Source organism: Azospirillum sp., assembly GCF_050789165.1.
Window position 1 is genome coordinate 67,794 of sequence record NZ_JBOZRT010000038.1, and the last position, 19,117, is coordinate 86,910.

At 70.0% G+C, this 19,117-nt stretch carries 19 protein-coding genes; 6 read left to right on the top strand and 13 right to left on the bottom strand.

The window, feature by feature from the left end; translation table 11 throughout:
* The first annotated feature begins 308 nt into the window (after positions 1-308).
* The gene (locus ACRWK7_RS08325) at positions 309-899 is read left to right on the top strand and encodes an NUDIX domain-containing protein (protein WP_431855739.1); all 591 of its coding nucleotides are present in this window, start codon (positions 309-311) and stop codon (positions 897-899) included.
* 28 nt (positions 900-927) lie between these two features.
* On the opposite strand, the gene ACRWK7_RS08330 is transcribed toward ACRWK7_RS08325, so the two are convergent.
* Positions 928-1,413: a YchJ family protein gene (locus tag ACRWK7_RS08330; protein WP_431855740.1), complete on the bottom strand. Its 486-nt coding sequence runs from the start codon at positions 1,411-1,413 to the stop codon at positions 928-930.
* Positions 1,414-1,475: 62 nt separating this feature from the next.
* Positions 1,476-2,579, bottom strand: a complete 1,104-nt coding sequence (gene mtnA, locus ACRWK7_RS08335) for an S-methyl-5-thioribose-1-phosphate isomerase (protein ID WP_431855741.1) — start codon at positions 2,577-2,579, stop codon at positions 1,476-1,478.
* Between the two features lie 140 nt (positions 2,580-2,719).
* Between mtnA and ACRWK7_RS08340 the strand changes: the two genes are divergently transcribed.
* Entirely contained in the window at positions 2,720-4,357 is a 1,638-nt protein-coding gene (locus ACRWK7_RS08340; RefSeq protein WP_431855742.1) for a sensor histidine kinase, read from the top strand.
* On the opposite strand, the gene ACRWK7_RS08345 is transcribed toward ACRWK7_RS08340, so the two are convergent.
* The 5 genes from ACRWK7_RS08345 to ACRWK7_RS08365 all read right to left on the bottom strand — a co-directional run bounded on the left by ACRWK7_RS08345 (position 4,358) and on the right by ACRWK7_RS08365 (position 9,541).
* Positions 4,358-4,888 carry a DNA polymerase III gene (locus tag ACRWK7_RS08345; RefSeq protein WP_431855743.1) on the bottom strand — a complete coding sequence of 177 codons (531 nt, stop codon included), beginning with the start codon at positions 4,886-4,888 and terminating at the stop codon, positions 4,358-4,360. It abuts the gene before it with no gap.
* Between the two features lie 13 nt (positions 4,889-4,901).
* The gene (locus ACRWK7_RS08350; protein ID WP_431855744.1) at positions 4,902-6,704 is read right to left on the bottom strand and encodes a DUF294 nucleotidyltransferase-like domain-containing protein; all 1,803 of its coding nucleotides are present in this window, start codon (positions 6,702-6,704) and stop codon (positions 4,902-4,904) included.
* 115 nt (positions 6,705-6,819) lie between these two features.
* Complete coding sequence (locus ACRWK7_RS08355) at positions 6,820-8,538, bottom strand: cation acetate symporter (RefSeq protein ID WP_431855745.1); 1,719 nt, start codon at positions 8,536-8,538, stop codon at positions 6,820-6,822.
* On the bottom strand, positions 8,538-8,840 hold the full coding sequence (locus tag ACRWK7_RS08360; protein ID WP_109118560.1) for a DUF485 domain-containing protein: 303 nt from the start codon (positions 8,838-8,840) through the stop codon (positions 8,538-8,540). Before ACRWK7_RS08360 ends, ACRWK7_RS08355 begins: the two co-directional genes overlap by 1 nt.
* Before the next feature lie 230 nt (positions 8,841-9,070).
* On the bottom strand, positions 9,071-9,541 hold the full coding sequence (locus ACRWK7_RS08365; protein WP_431855746.1) for a DUF1178 family protein: 471 nt from the start codon (positions 9,539-9,541) through the stop codon (positions 9,071-9,073).
* A gap of 119 nt (positions 9,542-9,660) precedes the next feature.
* Between ACRWK7_RS08365 and ACRWK7_RS08370 the strand changes: the two genes are divergently transcribed.
* On the top strand, positions 9,661-10,257 hold the full coding sequence (locus ACRWK7_RS08370) for a class I SAM-dependent methyltransferase (protein WP_431855747.1): 597 nt from the start codon (positions 9,661-9,663) through the stop codon (positions 10,255-10,257).
* Positions 10,258-10,341: 84 nt separating this feature from the next.
* A complete protein-coding gene (locus tag ACRWK7_RS08375) occupies positions 10,342-11,745 on the top strand; it encodes a glycosyltransferase family 87 protein (RefSeq protein ID WP_431855748.1) in 1,404 nt (467 codons plus the stop codon).
* Here the strand turns inward: ACRWK7_RS08375 and ACRWK7_RS08380 are convergent.
* The 4 genes from ACRWK7_RS08380 to ACRWK7_RS08395 all read right to left on the bottom strand — a co-directional run bounded on the left by ACRWK7_RS08380 (position 11,742) and on the right by ACRWK7_RS08395 (position 13,910).
* A complete protein-coding gene (locus tag ACRWK7_RS08380) occupies positions 11,742-12,572 on the bottom strand; it encodes a carbon-nitrogen hydrolase family protein (protein WP_431855749.1) in 831 nt (276 codons plus the stop codon). The two genes, ACRWK7_RS08375 and ACRWK7_RS08380, sit on opposite strands and share 4 nt — an antisense overlap.
* Entirely contained in the window at positions 12,572-12,832 is a 261-nt protein-coding gene (grxC, locus tag ACRWK7_RS08385) for a glutaredoxin 3 (protein ID WP_431855750.1), read from the bottom strand. The genes ACRWK7_RS08380 and grxC overlap by 1 nt, the downstream gene beginning before the upstream one ends.
* Positions 12,833-12,895: 63 nt before the next feature.
* Positions 12,896-13,633, bottom strand: coding sequence for a ComF family protein (locus tag ACRWK7_RS08390; RefSeq protein WP_431855751.1), 738 nt, complete (start codon positions 13,631-13,633; stop codon positions 12,896-12,898).
* Between the two features lie 10 nt (positions 13,634-13,643).
* Entirely contained in the window at positions 13,644-13,910 is a 267-nt protein-coding gene (locus ACRWK7_RS08395) for a flagellar biosynthetic protein FliQ (RefSeq protein ID WP_431855752.1), read from the bottom strand.
* Positions 13,911-14,009: 99 nt separating this feature from the next.
* Between ACRWK7_RS08395 and ACRWK7_RS08400 the strand changes: the two genes are divergently transcribed.
* Both ACRWK7_RS08400 and ACRWK7_RS08405 read left to right on the top strand, forming a co-directional pair.
* Positions 14,010-14,906, top strand: a complete 897-nt coding sequence (locus ACRWK7_RS08400; RefSeq protein ID WP_431855753.1) for a methyltransferase domain-containing protein — start codon at positions 14,010-14,012, stop codon at positions 14,904-14,906.
* 109 nt (positions 14,907-15,015) lie between these two features.
* The gene (locus ACRWK7_RS08405) at positions 15,016-15,192 is read left to right on the top strand and encodes a hypothetical protein (RefSeq protein ID WP_431855754.1); all 177 of its coding nucleotides are present in this window, start codon (positions 15,016-15,018) and stop codon (positions 15,190-15,192) included.
* Between the two features lie 46 nt (positions 15,193-15,238).
* Here ACRWK7_RS08405 and ACRWK7_RS08410 read toward each other — a convergent pair whose 3' ends face one another.
* Both ACRWK7_RS08410 and acnB read right to left on the bottom strand, forming a co-directional pair.
* Positions 15,239-16,231, bottom strand: coding sequence for a hypothetical protein (locus tag ACRWK7_RS08410; RefSeq protein WP_431855755.1), 993 nt, complete (start codon positions 16,229-16,231; stop codon positions 15,239-15,241).
* Between the two features lie 261 nt (positions 16,232-16,492).
* On the bottom strand, positions 16,493-19,075 hold the full coding sequence (gene acnB, locus ACRWK7_RS08415) for a bifunctional aconitate hydratase 2/2-methylisocitrate dehydratase (RefSeq protein WP_431855756.1): 2,583 nt from the start codon (positions 19,073-19,075) through the stop codon (positions 16,493-16,495).
* Positions 19,076-19,117: the final 42 nt, after the last annotated feature.

Sequence of the window (19,117 nt, forward strand, 5' to 3'; positions counted from 1 at the left end):
TTCTCCAGCTCACCGAAAAGGAACGGTCGCGCTTCGGCAACACGCGGCAAGCAGAAAATCCGGGATGCATTTTACGAAAAATGCAACGCCCGTTACCTTCCTGCAATAAAGTGGTAAGTTCGATCCGTGTCCGGTTCAAGTATTTTTGTTTTACGATAAGTTTCCACGGATTCTCTTGGTATTCGAAGGAACGAGGAAACGCGTTCTGCTGCGGCTCCGCGGATGGCGGGCGGGGTACGACCGAAGCGGCGCGTTGCGGCACCGTGCCGCACTGCCTATAGTCCGCCCGCAACCGACGGAGGCCCCGCGTGCCCGACAAGACCGGCAATCCCTGGACGATCCTTCTGACCAAGCCGATCTACGAAAACCCGTGGATCCGCGTGGTCGAGCACGACGTGCTCAACCCCAAGGGCAAGCCGGGCATCTATGGGGTGGTGCACCTTCAGCACATCGCCACCGGCATCATCCCCATCGATTCCGACGGCTGCACCACGCTGGTCGGCCAGTACCGCTTTCCGCTGAAGACCTACAGCTGGGAGATCCCGGAGGGCGGCGGCAAGCCGGGCGTGCCGCCGCTGGAGTCGGCGCAGCGCGAGCTGCTGGAGGAGACCGGCCTGACCGCCCGTCACTGGCACCCGCTGCTCACCGTCCACCTGTCGAACAGCATCACCGACGAGGTGGCGCACACCTTCCTGGCCTGGGACCTGGAACAGGGCCTCGCCGAGCCCGAGGACACCGAGGAACTGCAGATCCGCCGGGTCCCCTTCCGCGAAGCCTACGGGATGGCCATGCGCGGCGAGATCACCGACGCCATGGCGGTGGCCAGCCTGCTGAAGGCCCATCTGCTGGCGCTGGAGGGCGCCCTGCCGGACAAGCTGGCCAAGCTGATGCTGAAGTAGGGCTCAAGGGGAAAAAGGGAGGGCGGCGTTACGCCGCCGCCCCGCAGCACTTCTTGTACTTCTTGCCGCTGCCGCACGGGCACGGATCGTTGCGGCCGACCTTCGGCGCGGTGCGCGGCCGCTGGCCCATGATGCCGTCCACGTAGTACCAGACGCCGTCCTGCTTCTTGAAGGTGCTGGTCTCGTGGTGGACGTAGTCCTTGCCCTGCACGCGGAAGCGGGCGACGAACTCGACCACGCCGTCGCTGTCCTGCGTTCCGCCGGCCTCGGTCGACCGGACCTCCAGGCCCGTCCACTCGCTGTTGTTGGCCCAGTCGGTGACGTGCTCGCGGTTGAAGTCGTGGCGCGTCTCGGGCAGCAGCGTGTCGTGCAGGTAGTCGACGTTCTTCACGGCGAACGCCGAATAGCGCGAGCGCATCAGCGCCTCGGCCGTCGGCGCCGGAGCGGCGCCCGACAGGTACGGGCCGCAGCACGCCTCGAGCGTCTTGCCGGAGCCGCAGGGGCAATCGGTCATGGGTCATAGCCTCCGTTTTGAGCGGACCTGCATAGCGCATGCCGCTCACGGCGCCAAGGCCGTTACGCCACCGCACGCTGTTCCGGAAACAGGCCCAGCAGCCCCTCCCGTGAGGCCGGGCAGACGCCGCGCTCGGTGATCAGCGCGGTGACCAGACGGGCCGGCGTCACGTCGAAGGCAAAGTTCGCCACATCGCTGCCCTCCGGGGTCACGCGGATGGTCTCGATGCGGCCGTCCTTCGTGATGCCGGTCAGGTCGGTCACCTCGGCGCCGTGGCGCTCCTCGATGGGGATCTCCTTGACACCGTCGTCGAGGCGCCAATCGATGGTCGGCGAGGGCAGCGCCACGTAGAACGGCACGCCGTTGTCGTGCGCCGCCAGCGCCTTGAGGTAGGTGCCGATCTTGTTGCAGACGTCGCCGCTGGCCGTCGTGCGGTCGGTGCCGACGATGCAGAGGTCGACCTGCCCATGTTGCATCAGGTGGCCGCCGACGTTGTCGACGATCACCGTGTGCGGCACGCCGTGCCGGTTCAGCTCCCACGCCGTCAGGCTGGCCCCCTGGTTGCGCGGGCGGGTCTCATCGACCCAGACGTGCAGCGGAATGCCCTCCTCGAACGCGACGTAGATCGGCGCCAGCGCGGTGCCCCAGTCCACCGTCGCCAACCAACCGGCGTTGCAGTGGGTCAGCACGTGCACCGGCTCGCCGGGCGCCTTGCGCTTGGCGGCCTCGCGGATCAGCGCGGCGCCGTGCTCGCCGATGGCGCGGCAGATGGCGACGTCCTCGTCGGCCACCGCGCCCGCCTCGGCGTAGGCGGCGGCGACGCGCTCCGCCACCGGAAGGGCATGCAGGTGGCGGCGCATGCGCTCCAGCGCCCAGCGCAGGTTGACCGCGGTCGGCCGCGTGGCGTTCAGCACCTCGCAGGCCCGGTCGAGCGCCGCGTCGGAGGCGTCCGCCCGCAGCGCCAGCGCGACGCCGTAGGCGGCGGTGGCGCCGATCAGCGGGGCGCCGCGCACCAGCATGGCGCGGATGGCGTGCGCCGCCTCCTCCAGATTGGTCAGACGGACCACCGCGAAATCGTGCGGCAGCCTGGTCTGGTCGATGATCTCGACCGTCCAGCCGTCCTGCGCCAGCCAGATCGTGCGGTAGGCCGTGCCGTTCACCTTCATGGGGTCGCTCCGTTGTCCAACTGGCGCCTGCCGGGGGGCGTCACGACATTAGGGACCCCGGCGCCGTGGTTCAACACGAGGAACGCCGTCCGCACGCCGATGTTGGAAGCACGTCACCCGGAAGAGGCCGCTCCGCCGCCATGCCGCTGCGCACGTTCCGCTCCCACCCGTCGCCGCTCTACCGGCTGCCCGGCACGCTGCTGGTGATGATCGCCTGCGCGTTGTCGATCCTGCTCACCGCCGGCTTGCTGGGGGTGTTCGCGTGGCGCGACCGCGACGCGGCCATGGACCGCGCCACCGGCGTGGCCGCCAACGTCAGCCTGCTGGTGGCCGAGCACGCCGCCCGTCTGATCCAGATCGGCGACCTGACGCTGCGCCGCGCCATCGAACTGGCCGGCCCGCCGGGCGCCCCCCTTCCCGTCGACCGCGCCGCCTGGGGGCGACTGGCCGAGATCGCCGGGGCGGCGCCCCAGGTGGTGTCGATCTGGATCGGCGATGCCGAGGGCAACGCCGTGCTGGGATCGCGGGAATACCCGGCGCCGCGCCTCAGCGCCGCCGACCGCGACTATTTCCAGGCGGCCCGCACCGCGACCGGTCCCGTTCCGTTCATCGGCCGCATCCAGGCCAGCCGTGACGGCACCGGCGAACTGCTGGTGCTGAGCCGCCCGCTGCCGGCGGAGCCCGGCGGCTTCCGCGGCTTCGTCACGGTGACGCTGTCGCCGGCCCGCTTTGGCGAGATCTACCGCGCCTTCGACATCGGCTACCGCACCATCGTGACGCTGGAACGGGCCGACGGCGCCGTGCTGGCGCACGAGAGCGGCGGCGAGGGGGCGGACGACAGCCCGAACGACGGTGAGGCGATCACCGCCAAGCGCGCCGTCGAGGGCTACGGTCTGGTGGCCGGCGTGGCCATCCCGCTGTCCAGCGTCCGCGCCGAGTGGCGGAGCCGGCTGGGCACCTACGCGGCCTACGGGCTGGGCGCCGAGTTGGTGGTGATCGGCATCGGCCTGCTCGCGCTCCAGCGGGCGCGCCGCGAGCGCGAGGCCGAGGACGCGCTCCAGCACGCCTACGACACGCTGGAGGAGCATGTCCGCCAGCGCACCGGCGAGCTGGAGGACGCCAATCACCGCCTCGAGGGCGCGCTGGCCGACAAGGAGATCCTGATCAAGGAGGTCCAGCATCGTGTGAAGAACAACCTGCAGGTCATCTGCAGCCTGCTGCGCCTGCAGGCGGCGCGGTTGGACGAGCGCTCGCGCCTCGCCTTCGACGAGAGTCTGCGCCGCATCCAGTCGATGAGTCTGGTGCACGAACTGCTCTACCGCTCGAACGAGCCGGCGCGGATCAACGTTGCCGACTACCTGCGCCAGCTCTGCGACAGCCTCGCCCGCGCGTCCGGCCCGACGCCGGTGCGGGTCAGCGTGGAGGCGGAGGGCTGGATTCTCGACGTCGACCGCGCCATGCCGCTGGCGCTGATCGCGTCGGAGCTGGTGTCGAACGCTCTGCGCCACGCCTTCCCCGACGGCCACGCCGGCCATGTGATGGTGACGCTGCGGCCGGGAACAGACGGCATGCGGATGGAGGTGCACGACGACGGTGTCGGCCTGCCCGCCGATCTGCCGCCCGCTCCCACCGCCGGCAAGCGGCGCGGTGGCCTCGGGCTGATGCTGGTGCAGTCGCTGGCGCGGCAGGCGCACGCCGACCTGCGCATCGAGCGCGGCGGCGGCACCCGCTTCATCCTCACCATCCGGGAAGCCCCGGCGCAAGCCGAGGCTGCGTGATCACTCCTCCGCCTTCAGGCGCAGGTACACCATCGCCGCGGCGATGGCGTTGGAATAGGCGTCGTCGCCGGCGCGCTCCGGCAGATCGAGCGCGCCGAGAATGGCGTCGAGCCGCAGGTTCAGCGCGTTCTTGCCCGGCACCTTCAGGCGGCTCTCGTAGTACAGGCTCGACACCTCGACGCGCTCGTTGGGCAGCGGGATGCCGATCATCGGCTGCACCGCACGGTCGATCAGCCCGACCGTGAAGTCCAGGTAGTAGCCGACCAGCGGCCGGTTGCCGATCAGGTGCAGGAACCGGTCGAGCGCGGGCTCCGGCGGTTCGCCCGGCCGGAAGGTCGCGGCGACGTGACGGCTGGCCAGGATGCGGTTGCCGCGGATGCGCACCGCGGCCAGCGCACGCAGCTCGGCCTTGGCCGGATCGTAGGAGGTGGCCTCGCAGGCGATCGCCACCGCCTCGCCGCTGTCCTCCTCGGACAGCAGGAAGTCGTAGGCGGGGGCGCTGAGCTGCTGGCCGCGCAGGCGGGCGATCATTCCGGGCTCCCGCTCAGTGCATGTTCAGGTGGAAGTGGTAGGAGACGAACTCCTTGAACGCCTTCACCAGGGCCAGGCAATCGTTGAACTGGTCGCGGTCCAGCTTGGTCATCTCGGCCGGGCGGACGGTGTTGTCGATCTTCACCTCGTGCGCCGCGTCGATGCGCGCTTTCAGGCGCAGCGTGGACAGGAAGGTGAAGGCCTCGGCCAGCTCGCCGGCCAGCTTGCGGTCGAGCACCCGCTTGTCGGCCAGCGCCCAGATCCGCTCGACGGTGTTGGTTTCCGTCATGTGCTTCTCCAGCGCCAGCGCGCGGATGCCGTGCACGATGGGGAAGATGCCGGCCTTCTTGATGTCGATGGGTTGGGCGCCACGGCGGTCGAACAGGGTCGAGAACAGGCCCGACGGCGTGTCGAAGGCCAGCGTCGGCCGCGCGAAGTGCGAGAAGAAGCCAGAGTTGTCCGACAGCCGCGCCATCAGGTAGCCCCGGGCCTCGTCCAGCAGCCCGGCGTCGCCGGCCACCGCGGCCGCGTCGTAGAAGATGGCGAGGTTCAGCTGCGCCGCCTCGTCCGGCCGGTGGATCCAGTTGAAGATGGCGTCCTTGTAGGCGGAGAGGGACTTCGTCCACTCCGGGTTGGAGACCATGATGTTGCCGGGGCACGGCGGATAGCCGAACGCCTCCAGGTGGCGCGAGAAGTCGGCGGTGATGCGCGGCAGATCCGGGCACTCGTAGCCGTCGCGCAAAATCAGGCCGTTGTCCTGGTCGGTCTTCAGCAATTGCTCGCCGCGACCTTCGCTGCCCATCACCAGCAGGCAGGAGTTCGCCAGCAGGTCGGGCGGCGCCACCAGTTCGAACAGGCGGCGGAAGATCTTGCGGTTCAGCTCGGTGACGAGGTCGGCGATGAAGGGCACCCGCACACCGGTCGCATGCAGCGTCCGGATCAGGCCGACGGTGTCGGCGCTGGCCTTGCGCAGGTCCTCCGTGCTCTCCGCGCGGTCGACCTGCAGGGCGATCACCTGGCTGTGGTTGGACAGCGCCGAGAGCAGGTCGATCTGCTCCAGCAGGCCGGCGATCCGGCCGGCCTCGGTGATGACGATGCGGCGCACCGAGTGCTTGGTCATCAGGATCAGCGCGTTGAACAGCAGCTCGTCGCGGTCCAGTTCGATCAGCTCGTAGCGCGCCAGCGGCCCGACCGCCGTGGTCACCGGCAGTCCATCGAGCACCACGCGGTCGCGCAGGTCGGTGCCGGTCAGGATGCCGGTGCGGGCGCCATCGCGGACCAGCACGGAGCTGGCCTGCTGCGTCTTCATGGCGAGCGCGGCGTCGCGCAGCGTGGCCGATGCCTCGACGTAGACGGGCGGGTGCAGGTAGGCCTCGCGCACGCGGGCCATGGTCAGCGCTGCCATCTCGCGGTTCGACCGCTCGTTGGCCGCCGCGCGCAGGCGCTCGGCGAAGGTCTCGCAGATCAGCTCGCCGAAGGCGGGGTTGGCGCGCGCCAGCTCGACCAGGACGGGACGTGGCAGCAGGTGGCAGACGGTGTCCTCGGTGGCCACGAAGCTGTGGTTCGGGCCGCGGCCGAACAGCGCGCGCAGGTCGAAGCTGTCGCCGGGGCCGAAGGCGGCCACCGTTTCGCCGTGGTGGCGCTCGTGCACGAGGCCCTTCTGCACGATGAAAAGGCAGTCCGCCGCCTCGTCGCGGGCCAGCACGGGCGTGTCCCCGGTGTAGACGCCGATGTCGAGCGAGCGGGCAAGGGTCGTGCGCTCGTCCGGGGTCAGCCGGTCGAACGGAGGCACGGCGAAATCGAACGCTTCGGGCAAGACCGTCTCCGCACGCTGCAGGCGAAATAAAAAGGCGCCCCAAGACCGGGTCTTGGGGCGCCGCAGAGGTTACACCACGTTCCCGACGTGCGGAAGCGGGTGCGACTTTCTGTACTTAGTGGGCCGAGGCGCCCTCCGCACCCAGGCCGGTCTGCGACCGGATGTACTGGGCGTCGAACGCGCGCTGCTCGTCCTTGGCGGCCTGGCTGTTGTCGGTGATCGAGAAGAACCAGATGCCGAGGAACGACAGGGTGATCGAGAACAGGCCCGGGTTGTCGTACGGGATGATCGGGGCCGGGTTGCCGAGCACCGACTTCCACACGGTCGGGCCGAGCACCAGCAGGACGACCGCCGAGATCAGGCCGAGCCAGCCGCCCATCACCGCGCCGCGGGTGGTCATGCGCTTCCAGAACATGCTCATCAGCAGGATCGGGAAGTTCGCGGACGCCGCGATGGCGAAGGCGAGGCCGACCATGAAGGCGACGTTCTGGTTCTCGAAAGCGATGCCCAGGAAGATCGAGACGATGCCGATGACCACCGTGGTGATCTTCGACACGCGGATCTCGTCACGCTCCGAGGCGCGGCCCTTGGCGAACACCGAGGCGTACAGGTCGTGCGACACCGCCGAGGCGCCGGCCAGCGTCAGGCCGGCCACCACCGCCAGGATGGTCGCGAAGGCCACCGCCGAGATGAAGCCGTAGAACAGATTGCCGCCCACCGCATGCGCGGTGTGGATGGCCGCCATGTTGGTGCCGCCGACGATCATGGCCGGGGTCACCTTGCCGCCCGCCGCCGCGACCTTGGCCGCGTCGAGGAACTCGTACACGCCGTTGGCGTTCGGGCTCAGCAGCAGCACGATGGCGCCGAAGCCGATGGTGAAGGTCAGCAGGTAGAAGTAGCCGATGAAGCCGGTCGCGTAGAACACCGACTTGCGGGCCTCCTTGGCGTCCGACACCGTGAAGAAGCGCATCAGGATGTGCGGCAGGCCGGCGGTGCCGAACATCAGCGCCATGCCCAGCGAGATCGCGGAGACGGGGTCGGTGACCAGCGTGCCCGGCTGCATGATCTTCAGGCCGTTGGCGTGAACCTCGGTGGCGCGCTTGAACAGCGCCTCCGGGCTGAAGCCGAACTTGGCGAGGATCATGACGGCCATGAACGAGGCGCCCGAGAGCAGCAGCACGGCCTTGATGATCTGCACCCAGGTGGTGGCGAGCATGCCGCCGAAGGTCACGTAGGCGATCATCAGCACGCCGACGATGACGACGGCGTACAGGTAGTCCATGCCGAACAGCAGCTGGATGAGCTTGCCCGCGCCCACCATCTGGGCGATCAGGTAGAAGGTCACCGTGGCCAGCGAGCCGCAGGCGGCCAGCGTGCGGATCGGCGTCTGCTGGAAGCGGTAGGAGGCGACGTCGGCGAAGGTGTACTTGCCGAGGTTGCGCAGGCGCTCCGCGATCAGGAACAGGATGAGCGGCCAGCCGACCAGCCAGCCCACCGAATAGATCAGGCCGTCGAAGCCGTTGCTGTACACCAGGCCGGCGATGCCGAGGAACGAGGCGGCCGACATGTAGTCGCCGGCGATGGCGAGGCCGTTCTGGAAGCCGGTGATGCCGCCGCCGGCCGCGTAGAAGTCCTTGGCCGACTTGGTGCGGCGCGCCGCCCAGTAGGTGATGCCGAGCGTCGCGATCACGAAGACCGCGAACATGATGATGGCTTCGTAGTTGGTCGCCTGCTTGGTGACCGCGCCTTCGACGGCGGCGGCCAGGGCGGCGGTGGGCAGCAGGGCGCCGGCCGCCGCGGCGGCGGCGCCGAAGCGCGTGACGATGGACCGCATTACTTCGACTCCTCCAGGATCTGACGGTTCAGCTCGTCGAACTCGCCGTTCGCCCGGCGGACGTAGATGCCCGTCAGGATGAAGGCCGAGACGATGGTGAACACGCCGATCGGAACCCCCCAGGTGGTGACGCCCGAACCGATGGGCGTGCCCAGGAACTGCTTCCCGAAGGCCACCAGAAGGATGAAGCCGAAGTAGATGACGAGCATGATCACCGACAGCGTCCACGCGAACGCGGAGCGCTTGGCGATCAGCTCCTGGAACTTGGGATTGTCGAGAATTCTTTGTGCGTTTGCTTGCATCGTGCGTCCCCTCGCGAGTGCCAGAGAGCTTTGTTGGAGTCGTTTAAGACACTCGGCGCGTATGGTCTTTACAACACACCGTTCCGTCAACCTTTTTGATGCCGACGCAAACTAAAAAGCCGCTTGACGGAGCGGGCGGGGGGCGTTCCCGACGATGGGCATGCCAAGCAATCGACCGTCTGGATCGATGGTCTACAAACGAAAACGCTATTCGGGGGCGTATGGACCGGTCAGGAATTGGTGCGCGGCAACCAAGGGATGCGATGTATTGTCACACCCTCTTCCTTGAGCTCGGCCACGTCTTCAGCGCTGGCTTCGCCGTAGATGCCACGGGGGTCGGTCTCGCCGTAGTGGATGCGCCGCGCCTCCTCGGCGAGGCGGTCGCCGACGTAGTCGCAGTTCTCCTCCACCGCGCGACGCAGTTCGCCCAGGTGGCGCAGCACCTCGGCCTGCAGGGCTACCGCCTTCTCGTTCGCATTCCCCGGCCCGCCCTCGGGAGCGGCGACGGTCTTCACCGGTTCGGCGGGCTCACCGCGGCGCTTGGCGATGCGCGGCGCCATCGGGGCCTTGCCGACCTGCGTGTCGCCGCACAGCGGGCAGGCGATGGTGCCGGCCGCGGCCTGCGCGTCATAGGCGGCGCCATCGCGGAACCAAGCCTCGAAGCGGTGGTCGGATGCGCATTTCAGCTCGAAGAGGATCATGTCCCCTCGGAAATCCCGATGTTGCGGTGATGTGGACGGCTTATAGTTCAAGCACGCCGGCTCGGCCCCGTCAAACGGTTGGAGCACCAAGCTGGCATGCCGGAAATATGGGAAGAGTCATGGTCGAATCACACCCGCACGCCGTCCTGCAGAGCGCTTCCGCCTGGGTCGAGCGGTTCGCGCCGCTGGTGCCCTCCGGCGGGCCGGTGCTCGACCTCGCCTGCGGGTCGGGGCGGCACCTGAGGCTGTTCCACCGCCTGGGGCACCCGGTGCTGGGCATCGACATCGACTTGCGCGGCGTCGCCGATCTGGCCGGCACGCCGGGCGTCGAACTGCTGGCCGCCGACCTGGAGCAGGGCAACCCCTGGCCGCTGCCGCCGAACCGGCGCTTTGCCGGCATCGTGGTGGCGAACTACCTGCATCGGCCACTGTTCCCCCGCCTCCTGGACGCCCTGGCGCCGGGCGGGGTGCTGCTCTACGAGACCTTCGCCATGGGGAATGCCCGCTTCGGCAAGCCGTCCTCGCCCGGTTTCCTGCTGCGCCAGGGGGAGTTGCTGGAAGTGGCGCGCGGCCGCCTGCAGGTCGTCGCCTACGAGCACGGCGAGGTGGCCAGCCCGCGCGCCGCGGTGGTGCAGCGGCTGGCCGCCGTCGCTGATATCGCGCCGGGGCAGGGCCTGGACGGCGATCCCGAACCGCGCCCGCTGCCGGCGCGCTGAGCCGCGCCAGGAGCCGGGCATTGAAACGAAGCGGAAAACCGGTAAAGCTTTCGGGGTGATTCGCTCAATCCGAACGAGGCGGTGATGGACGGCGCCGGGGTGCACCGGGAGGCGGCGGACGACCGGCCGCGCGGCCGTGCCGGAGCCGTCGGCCATGCCCTGCGGACCGACTGGGGCTTGGCGCTGTGGATCCTCGCCAACCTCGGCATCGCCGCGCTGGCGCTGTTCAAGCCGCTGCTGCCCGCCACGCGCGGCTACATCGCCGCCAGTCTGGAGTGGTGGGCGGGCGAGCCGCTGTACGACAGCGCCACCCCGCTGCTGCATCTGCCCGCCTCGGCGATCCTGTTCAGCCCCTTCGCGTGGCTGCCGCCGGTCGCCGCCGACCAAGTCTGGCGCCTGCTGTCGGCGGCGGTGCTGACGCTGGCGGTGTACCGCGCCGCGCGGCTGCTGCGCCCGGACGACGGCGGGCGTGTTGCGCAGCATGTGCTGGCGCTGGCCATCCCGGCCGCCACGCTGGACCTGCTGCTCGGCCATTGGGAGCTGATCACGCTGGGCGTGCTGCTGCACGCCGCGGTGGACGTCGCCATGCGCCACGACGGCCGCGGCGGGCTGATGCTGGCGCTGGCAACGGCGCTGAACCCGGCGGCGCTGGTGCCGGCGGTGCTGCTCGGCGTGGCCTGCCCGCGCGTCCTGCCCTGGCTGCTGGTCGGACTGGCGGCAGTGCTGCTCGGGCCGTTCCTGCACGCCGACCCGGCCTACGTCGCCCGCCAGTACGCCGAGCTTCTCGCGGCGCTGCCGCAGGCCGCGGGCGGCTTCGACCTTGCTGCGGCGTTGGACGCGCTGGGATGGACGTACGCGTCGATGGCCGGTGTACGCGTCGCAGCCGCTCTCGCCGCGCTTGCGGCGGCGGCGCTGGCGTACAGGCGCCTCGACCGGCCGTCGGCCGCCTTCGTGGCGCTGATGGCGGGCACGCTGTGGGTGCTGCTGTTCGATCCGCGCACCACCGGCGGCACCTACGTGGCGCTGGCGGTGCTCGCGGGCCTCGCCGCCTTCGTCGAATACGCCCGCCGCCCGCGGTCGGCGCTGCCGGTGCTGCTGGGGGCGCTGGCGCTGGCGCTCGGCATCCACCTGCTGGGCGATTGGATCAACCGGCCGACGCAGGGCTGGCTGCGGCAGGCGCTGGCGCTGGGCTTCGGCGGCTATGTCGCCGCGGTGATCGCCTCCGCCCGCCCGCTCGCCGATCCGCCGCCGGAACCGGTGCACGTCCACACTTGGTGGCCCAACCGGGTGACGGCGGTTCTGTGCGCGCTGGTGGTGCCGGCGTACGGCCTGTACCGCATGGCTACGGCGGCGTCGCTGCGCACCCGGCTGTCCAGCTTCGACACCACGGACTTCCTGATCCTGGTGGTGTCGTTGAACGTGCTGGCCTTCGCGCTCGTCACCGCCGCGGGACCGGTGCTGGCCTGGATGCGCGGGCGGCGAACCTAGAGCCTTGTGACCTCGAAAGGCCGGTCGTGCCGCAGCGACGGCACCATGCCGCGCACCTCCGCCACTTGATCGAGGTCCAGGTCGGCGGTGACGAAGCCCACCTCGTCCTCCGCGTCGGCCAGCACCTCGCCCCATGGGCTGATGATGAGCGAGTGGCCGTAGGTCCTGCGGCCGGCGTCGTGCGTGCCGGTCTGCGCCGGGGCGAGGACGAAGCAGCCCGTCTCGATGGCGCGGGCGCGCAGCAGCACGTGCCAGTGCGCCCGCCCGGTCGGCACGGTGAACGCCGCCGGCACCGTGACCAGCGACGCTCCCGCCTGTGCCAGCGCGCGGTACAGCGCGGCGAAGCGCACGTCGTAGCACACCGTCATGCCCAGCCCGCCCCAGGGCGTGGAGGCCAGCACGGCGCGCTCGCCGGGGCGGAAGGTGGCGGATTCGCGGTAGCTCTCGCCGCCCTTCAGGTCGACGTCGAACATGTGGATCTTGTCGTAGCGCGCCGCGACCCGCCCCTGGTCGTCGAACAGCACGCTGCGGTTCGCCACCCGCCCGTCGTCCAGCAGCACCCCCAGCGAGCCGGCGAGAAGCCACGCCCCGGTCTCCTTCGCCAGATCGGCGAAGAATGGAAAGCCGGGATGGTCGGCCTCCGGACGGACGCGGGCCAGCACCTTGTCGCGGCCCTGCACGATCATGCTGACGTTCTCGGGCGTGGCGATGAAGGACGCGCCGGCGTCGCGGGCGCGCCGGATCAGGTCGCCGGCGGCCGTCAGGTTCCCGGCGATCTCCGTCCCGGCGTTGACCTGGACGCAGGCGACCCGCAGCGCGCCGCCCATCACGCGAGGCCCAGCACGGGGTCGAGTTTGCCGGCGCGGTCGAGCGCGTGGATGTCGTCGCTGCCGCCGTACGGCTTGCCGTCGATGAAGATCTGCGGAACGGTCGTGCGGCCCTCGGCGCGCTGGATCATCTCCTCGCGGCGGCCGGGATGCATGTAGAGGTCGATCTCCTCGTACTTCACACCCTTGGAATCGAGCAGCCGCTTCGCGCGCGAGCAGTAGGGGCAGAACGGGGTGGTGTAGATGACGACGTCGGCCATGGTCGGCGGATCTCCGGGTCAGTTCCTTCGCTTATATGATGCAACCGATCCACCGTACCAGAGTCACCCCTTCACCACGCGCGCCAGCGTCAGCACGTCCACCTGCGCTGCACCGGCGCGGCGCAGCACCCGGGCGCACTCGCCCACCGTCGCGCCGGTGGTCAGCACGTCGTCCACCAGCACCACGCGCTTACCCTCCACCGACCCCGGCCGGCGCAACGCGAAGGCGCCGGCCACGTTGCGCTGCCGTCCGGTGCGGTCCAGCCCGCCCTGCGAGCGGGTGCGGCGGCGGCGCACCAGCAGGTCCGGCACCACCGCCACGCCGGAGGTCCGGCCGGCCTCCCGCGCCAGCAGCGCCGCTTGGTTGTAGCGCCGCAGGAACAGCCGCCAGCGGTGCAGCGGCACCGGCGCCAGCAGGTCGGCGTCGGCCAGCAGCTCCGCTCCGGCGCGCGCCAGCCAGACTCCGAATGGCTTGGCGGCGTGCGTGCGGTCGCCGTGCTTGAAGCCCAGCAGCAGCGGCCGGCTGGCGTCGTCGTATACCAGCACCGAGCGCGCGCGGGCGAACGGCGGCGGCGACGCGATGCAGGCGCCGCACAGGGTCTCGCCCTCCACCGCATATTCGAACGGCAGGCCGCAGCAGGCGCAGGCCGGTGGCGCGATGAAGGTCAGCGTCGACCAGCAGGGGCCGCATAGGCCGCCCTGGCGGTCCACCGCGCCGCCGCAGGACAGGCAGCGCGGCGGCAGCAGCGCGTCGAGGGCGGCAAGCGCGACCCGGCCCAACGCCGCCATGGGGGCCGTCATGAAACCGTCCTCAGGGCAGGTTGGCGATGCGGTCGAAGATGATCATCGTGTAGTCCCTGAGCGCGATGATCATCGCCGGGAGGGTGGCGAACAGGATGGCGAAGGTCGCCGCCATCTTCAGGTTCTGCTGGATGGTCTGGTCGTTGATCTGGGTGACCGACTGGAAGAGCGTCACCACCAGGCCGATGGCGGTGGTGATCATCAGCGTCGGGAAGGTGATCTTGATGATGACCATCAGCGCCTCGATGGTGGCGGCAATGGCGTCCTCGATGCCCATGGCCAAGGCTCCGCAGCGGCTCGCGGCGGCACTCTAGCACGCCAGCCGATGCGTGCCGAATGTTGTGCGCGTGCATGGCTGGACTATATTGCGGACATCATGAGCCAATCCGACACGATGACCGTCTTCGACCGCGCGCTGGTGCGCCGGCATCGGGACCGCGCCGCCCCCGCCTTCGCCGAGCACGGCTTCCTGTTCAAGGAGATCGCCGAGCGGCTGACAGACCGCCTGCTCGACATCAAGCGCGACTTCCCGGTGGCGCTCGACCTCGGTGCGCACGACGGCGCCATGCGCCGGGCCCTGGCCGGGCAGAAGGGTATCGAGACGCTGGTCGCCGCCGACCTGTCTCCGGCCCTGGTAGCCCGCGCCGGCTCCCCGGCGGTCGCGGCGGACGAGGAGTTCCTGCCCTTCGCCTCGGCCAGTGTCGATCTGGTGGTCAGCAACCTCAGCCTGCACTGGGTGAACGACCTGCCGGGGGCGTTCGTCCAGATCCGCCAAGCGCTGAAGCCCGATGGCTTCCTGTGCGCTTCCATGCTCGGCGGCGAGACGCTGGTCGAACTGCGCCACTGCCTGATCGAGGCGGAGCAGGTGGTGTCCGGCGGGATGAGCCCGCGCGTCTCCCCCTTCGCCGACGTGCGCGACGCCGGGCACCTGCTGCAGCGCGCCGGCTTCGCGCTGCCGGTTGTGGACAGCGATACCATCACGGTGACCTACAGCGACGCCTTCGCCCTGATGCGCGACCTGCGCGGCATGGGCGAGACCAACGCGGTGCTGGCGCGCCGCACGGTGCCGGCCTCGCGCACCCTGCTGTTCGAGGCGGCGCGCCTGTACGCCGAGCGCTTCGCTGAGCCGGACGGCCGCATCCCGGCGACTTTCCAGGTCCTCTATCTCGCCGCCTGGGCGCCGCACGAAAGCCAGCAGCAGCCATTGCGGCCGGGCAGCGGGCAGGTCCCTCTGGCGGATGCGTTGAAGGGAGGCCGCGAGGGCGCCGATTGACCGCATAGGCCGTTCCAGCGCGGAAGGCGGGGCAGAGTGATAGCCGTCACAGACGGATTTTCGGCAATTGCCTAAAATGCAATCAATCAACCAATCGATGGAGCCTGCCATGCACGCCGCGCCGTTCGACATCCCCTCCTTTCGTCCGTTCGCCCCGGCTCAGGCCGCCGCCGAGACCGATGCCGACGCGCGTCTCGTCAAGGAGGTGCTGGCGACGCTGTGGTCCCTGCTGACGCGGCCGGACGCGGAAACGGAACCACAGCCGGGCTCCACTTGGCGCGGTTGATCCCCGTGGCGCACGGCCGATACCGTGCGCCACGGTGTTGCTCTTGTCAGCGTGCCGGGGCCGCGCCGTCGCCGGCTGCGGTGGCCGGACCGGCAGCTTCCGGCGTAGCCGGCGCCGACGCGGGCGCGGCTGGCGGTTCGGTGGTCGGGGCCGCGCTGGGCGCGGGGGCCGGGGGCGGCTCGACCGCCGTGACCGGATCGACGGACGGCGCGGCGGGGGGAGTGGACGCCGCCGGATCGGCGGGCGTGGCCGGCGCTGGCGCGGCGGTCGGTTCCGCGGTTGGGGCGGGCGCGGTTGGGGTCGGATCGGTGGCGGTTGCAGGCGCCGCAGCCGGCGGTTCTGGAGGCGTCGGAGCCGCGGGCGGAGCGGGTGGTGGCGCATCAGGAGCCGCTGCAGCGGGGATGGGTTCCTCGGCGGGGGGCGGAACGGCCGCCGGGGCTGGAGCGGTGACCGGTTCCGCGGCAGGCGCCGATGCGGGGGCTGGAGCCGGTTCCGGAGCGGCGGCAGGGGCGGGGCTTGGCGCCGGCGCGGCGCTCGGCGCTGCGACCGGCGCCGGTGGCTTCGCGGTCTCGGCGGCGAGCGCGGCAGTCACGCAGGCGGTCAGCCCGTCCAGCGCCTTGCGGGTGCCGGCCAAGGGAAAGGCGGCGTTGACCGCGCCGGCGCGGATGGTCAGCACGCGGCCGTCGCGCAGGCCGCTGATCATCTCGGGCATCGTGGACAGGTCGAGGACGACACCCTCGCCAGCCACCACCGGCGCTGCGACCGGGCTGCCGCTGCCCTTATCGACGGAGGCGCGCACCGTCTCGGTGCCGCCGGCCGGCAGCGCCCATTTCGGATGCCGGGCGCCGAGCGTCAAGGCGCGGTTGCGGTCCTGCGACAGCGTGAGGGCCCCACCGCCGTCGGTGCGGGTGGCCGTGCAGCGCGCGAAGCGGCCATCGGCCCCGGCGACGCGGTTTCCGCTCCACCCCTTGGCGCCGTCGAGAACCACGGGTTCGACGCCCTGTGCCAACGCCGTCCCCGGCACCGTCGCCAGGAGCATGACGCACCAGAAAGCCGCGCTTTGTCGCATAGGCCGATACCTCCCTTAGGATGTCTCTAAAGTGGTATCGAAGCCATCGCGTCAAGTCAAAGGCGGCCCTTCCAATTGCCAGGACACGGGGTTGCGCGGGGAAAGTGACGTTGCACGCGATGGTGTGCGGCGTGGCGACCCTGTTCGGTCGCGCCCGCTGCGTGCGGCCAAACAAAAACGCCCCCGCCGGTCTCCCGGCGGGGGCGCTTCGTTTCCGGACCTAACCGACGCTTACGCCTCGGCCAGTTCCACGTCGGCGAACTCCGGGATCTGGTCGAAGTTCATGTAGCGGTAGATGTCCGCGGCCTTCTGGTTGACCACGCTCACCTGCTCCAGGTACTCGCCCGGGGTCGGGATCTTGCCCATCAGCGCACACACCGCGGCCAGCTCGGCCGAGCCGAGATAGACGCGGGTGTCAATGCCCAGGCGGTTCGGGAAGTTGCGGGTCGAGGTGGACATCGCCGTCGAGCCCTTGCGGACCTGCGCCTGGTTGCCCATGCACAGCGAACAGCCCGGCATCTCCATGCGCGCGCCGGACTTGCCGAGCACGCTGTAGTAGCCTTCCTCGTTGAGGATCATCGCGTCCATCTTGGTGGGCGGGGCGATCCACAGGCGGGTCGGGATGTCCGACTTGCCGTCGAGGATCTTACCAGCCGCGCGGAAGTGGCCGATGTTGGTCATGCACGAGCCGATGAACACCTCGTCGATCTTGTCGCCGGCAACCTCGGACAGGACCTTCACGTCGTCCGGGTCGTTCGGGCAGGCGACGATCGGCTCCTTGATGTCGGCCAGATCGATCTCGATCACCGCGGCGTACTCGGCGTCGGCGTCCGGTTCCAGCAGGTTCGGGCTGGCGATCCACTGCTCCATCGCCTTGATGCGGCGGCCCAGCGTGCGGGCGTCGGCGTAGCCTTCCGAGATCATCCAGCGCATCAGCGCGATGTTCGAGCGCATGTACTCGATGATCGGCTCCTTGTTCAGCCGCACCGTGCAGGCGGCGGCGGAACGCTCGGCCGAAGCGTCGGACAGCTCGAACGCCTGCTCGACCTTCAGGTCGGGCAGACCCTCGATCTCCAGGATGCGGCCGGAGAACAGGTTCTTCTTGCCCTTCTTCTCCACCGTCAGCAGGCCCTGGCGGATGGCGTAGAGCGGGATGGCGTTGACCAGGTCACGCAGCGTGATGCCCGGCTGCATGGTGCCCTTGAAGCGCACCAGCACGCTCTCCGGCATGTCCAGCGGCATGACGCCGGTCGCCGCGGCGAAGGCCACGAGGCCCGAGCCGGCCGGGAAGGAGATGCCGATCGGGAAGCGGGTGTGGCTGTCGCCGCCGGTGCCCACGGTGTCCGGCAGCAGCAGGCGGTTCAGCCAGCTGTGGATGACGCCGTCGCCCGGGCGCAGCGCCACGCCGCCGCGCGTCGAGATGAACGCCGGCAGCTCCTTGTGCATCTTCACGTCCACCAGCTTCGGGTAAGCGGCGGTGTGGCAGAAGGACTGCATGACGAGGTCGGCCGAGAAGCCCAGGCAGGCCAGATCCTTCAGCTCGTCGCGGGTCATCGGGCCGGTGGTGTCCTGCGACCCCACGGTGGTCATCTTCGGCTCGCAGTAGGTACCGGGGCGGACACCCTGGCCCTCGGGCAGGCCGCAGGCGCGGCCGACCATCTTCTGCGCGAGGCTGAAGCCCTTGCCGGTGTCGGCCGGGGTGGCCGGCTGGCGGAACAGGGTGGACGGGGCGAGGCCCAGCGCCTCGCGCGCCTTGCCGGTCAGGCCGCGGCCGATGATCAGGGGGATGCGGCCGCCGGCGCGCACCTCGTCGAAGATCACGTCGGACTTGACGGTGAACTCGGCGATCACCTCGCCGTTCTTCAGCGCCTTGCCCTCATAGGGGCGCAGCTCGACGACGTCGCCCATCTCCATCTTGGAGACGTCCAGCTCGATCGGCAGCGCGCCGGCGTCTTCCATGGTGTTGTAGAAGATCGGGGCGATCTTGGAGCCCAGGCAGACGCCGCCGAAACGCTTGTTCGGGACGAACGGGATGTCCTCGCCGGTGAACCACAGGACCGAGTTGGTCGCCGACTTGCGCGACGAGCCGGTGCCCACCACGTCGCCGACGTAGGCGACGAGGTTGCCCTTGGCCTTCAGCGCCTCCAGCTGCTTGACCGGGCCGCGGGTGCCCGGCTCCTCGGGCTCGATGCCCGGGCGCGGGTTCTTCAGCATGGCCAGCGCGTGCAGCGGGATGTCCGGGCGCGACCACGCGTCCGGGGCCGGCGACAGGTCGTCGGTGTTGGTCTCGCCGGTCACCTTGAAGACGGTCAGCGTCAGGCTGGCCGGGACCTCGGGGCGGGAGGTGAACCACTCGGCGTCGGCCCAGGACTGGATAACCGCCTTGGCGTTGGCGTTGCCAGCGTCGGCCAGTTCCTTGACGTCGTGGAAGTAGTCGAACATCAGGAGGGTCGTCTTCAGGCCGGCGGCGGCCGCGGCGCCGCACTCGGCGTCGGCCAGCAGCTCGATCAGCGGCTTGATGTTGAAGCCGCCCAGCATGGTGCCCAGAAGCTCGGTCGCCTTGACCCGGGAGATCAGCGCGCACGCCTCCTCGCCCTTGGCGACCTTGGCCAGGAACGCGGCCTTCACCTTGGCGGCGTCGTCCACGCCGGCCGGCACGCGGTGCGTGATCAGGTCGACCAGGAACTCGGCCTCGCCGGCGGGCGGGGCCTTCAGCAGGCCGATCAGCTCCTCGGTCTGCTTGGCGGTCAGCGGAAGGGGCGGAATTCCGAGCGCAGCACGCTCAGCCACATGCTGGCGATAGGCTTCAAGCACGGCTAGGTCCTCTCGTTGCGGGTTGTCGATCGTCGTGCGTTT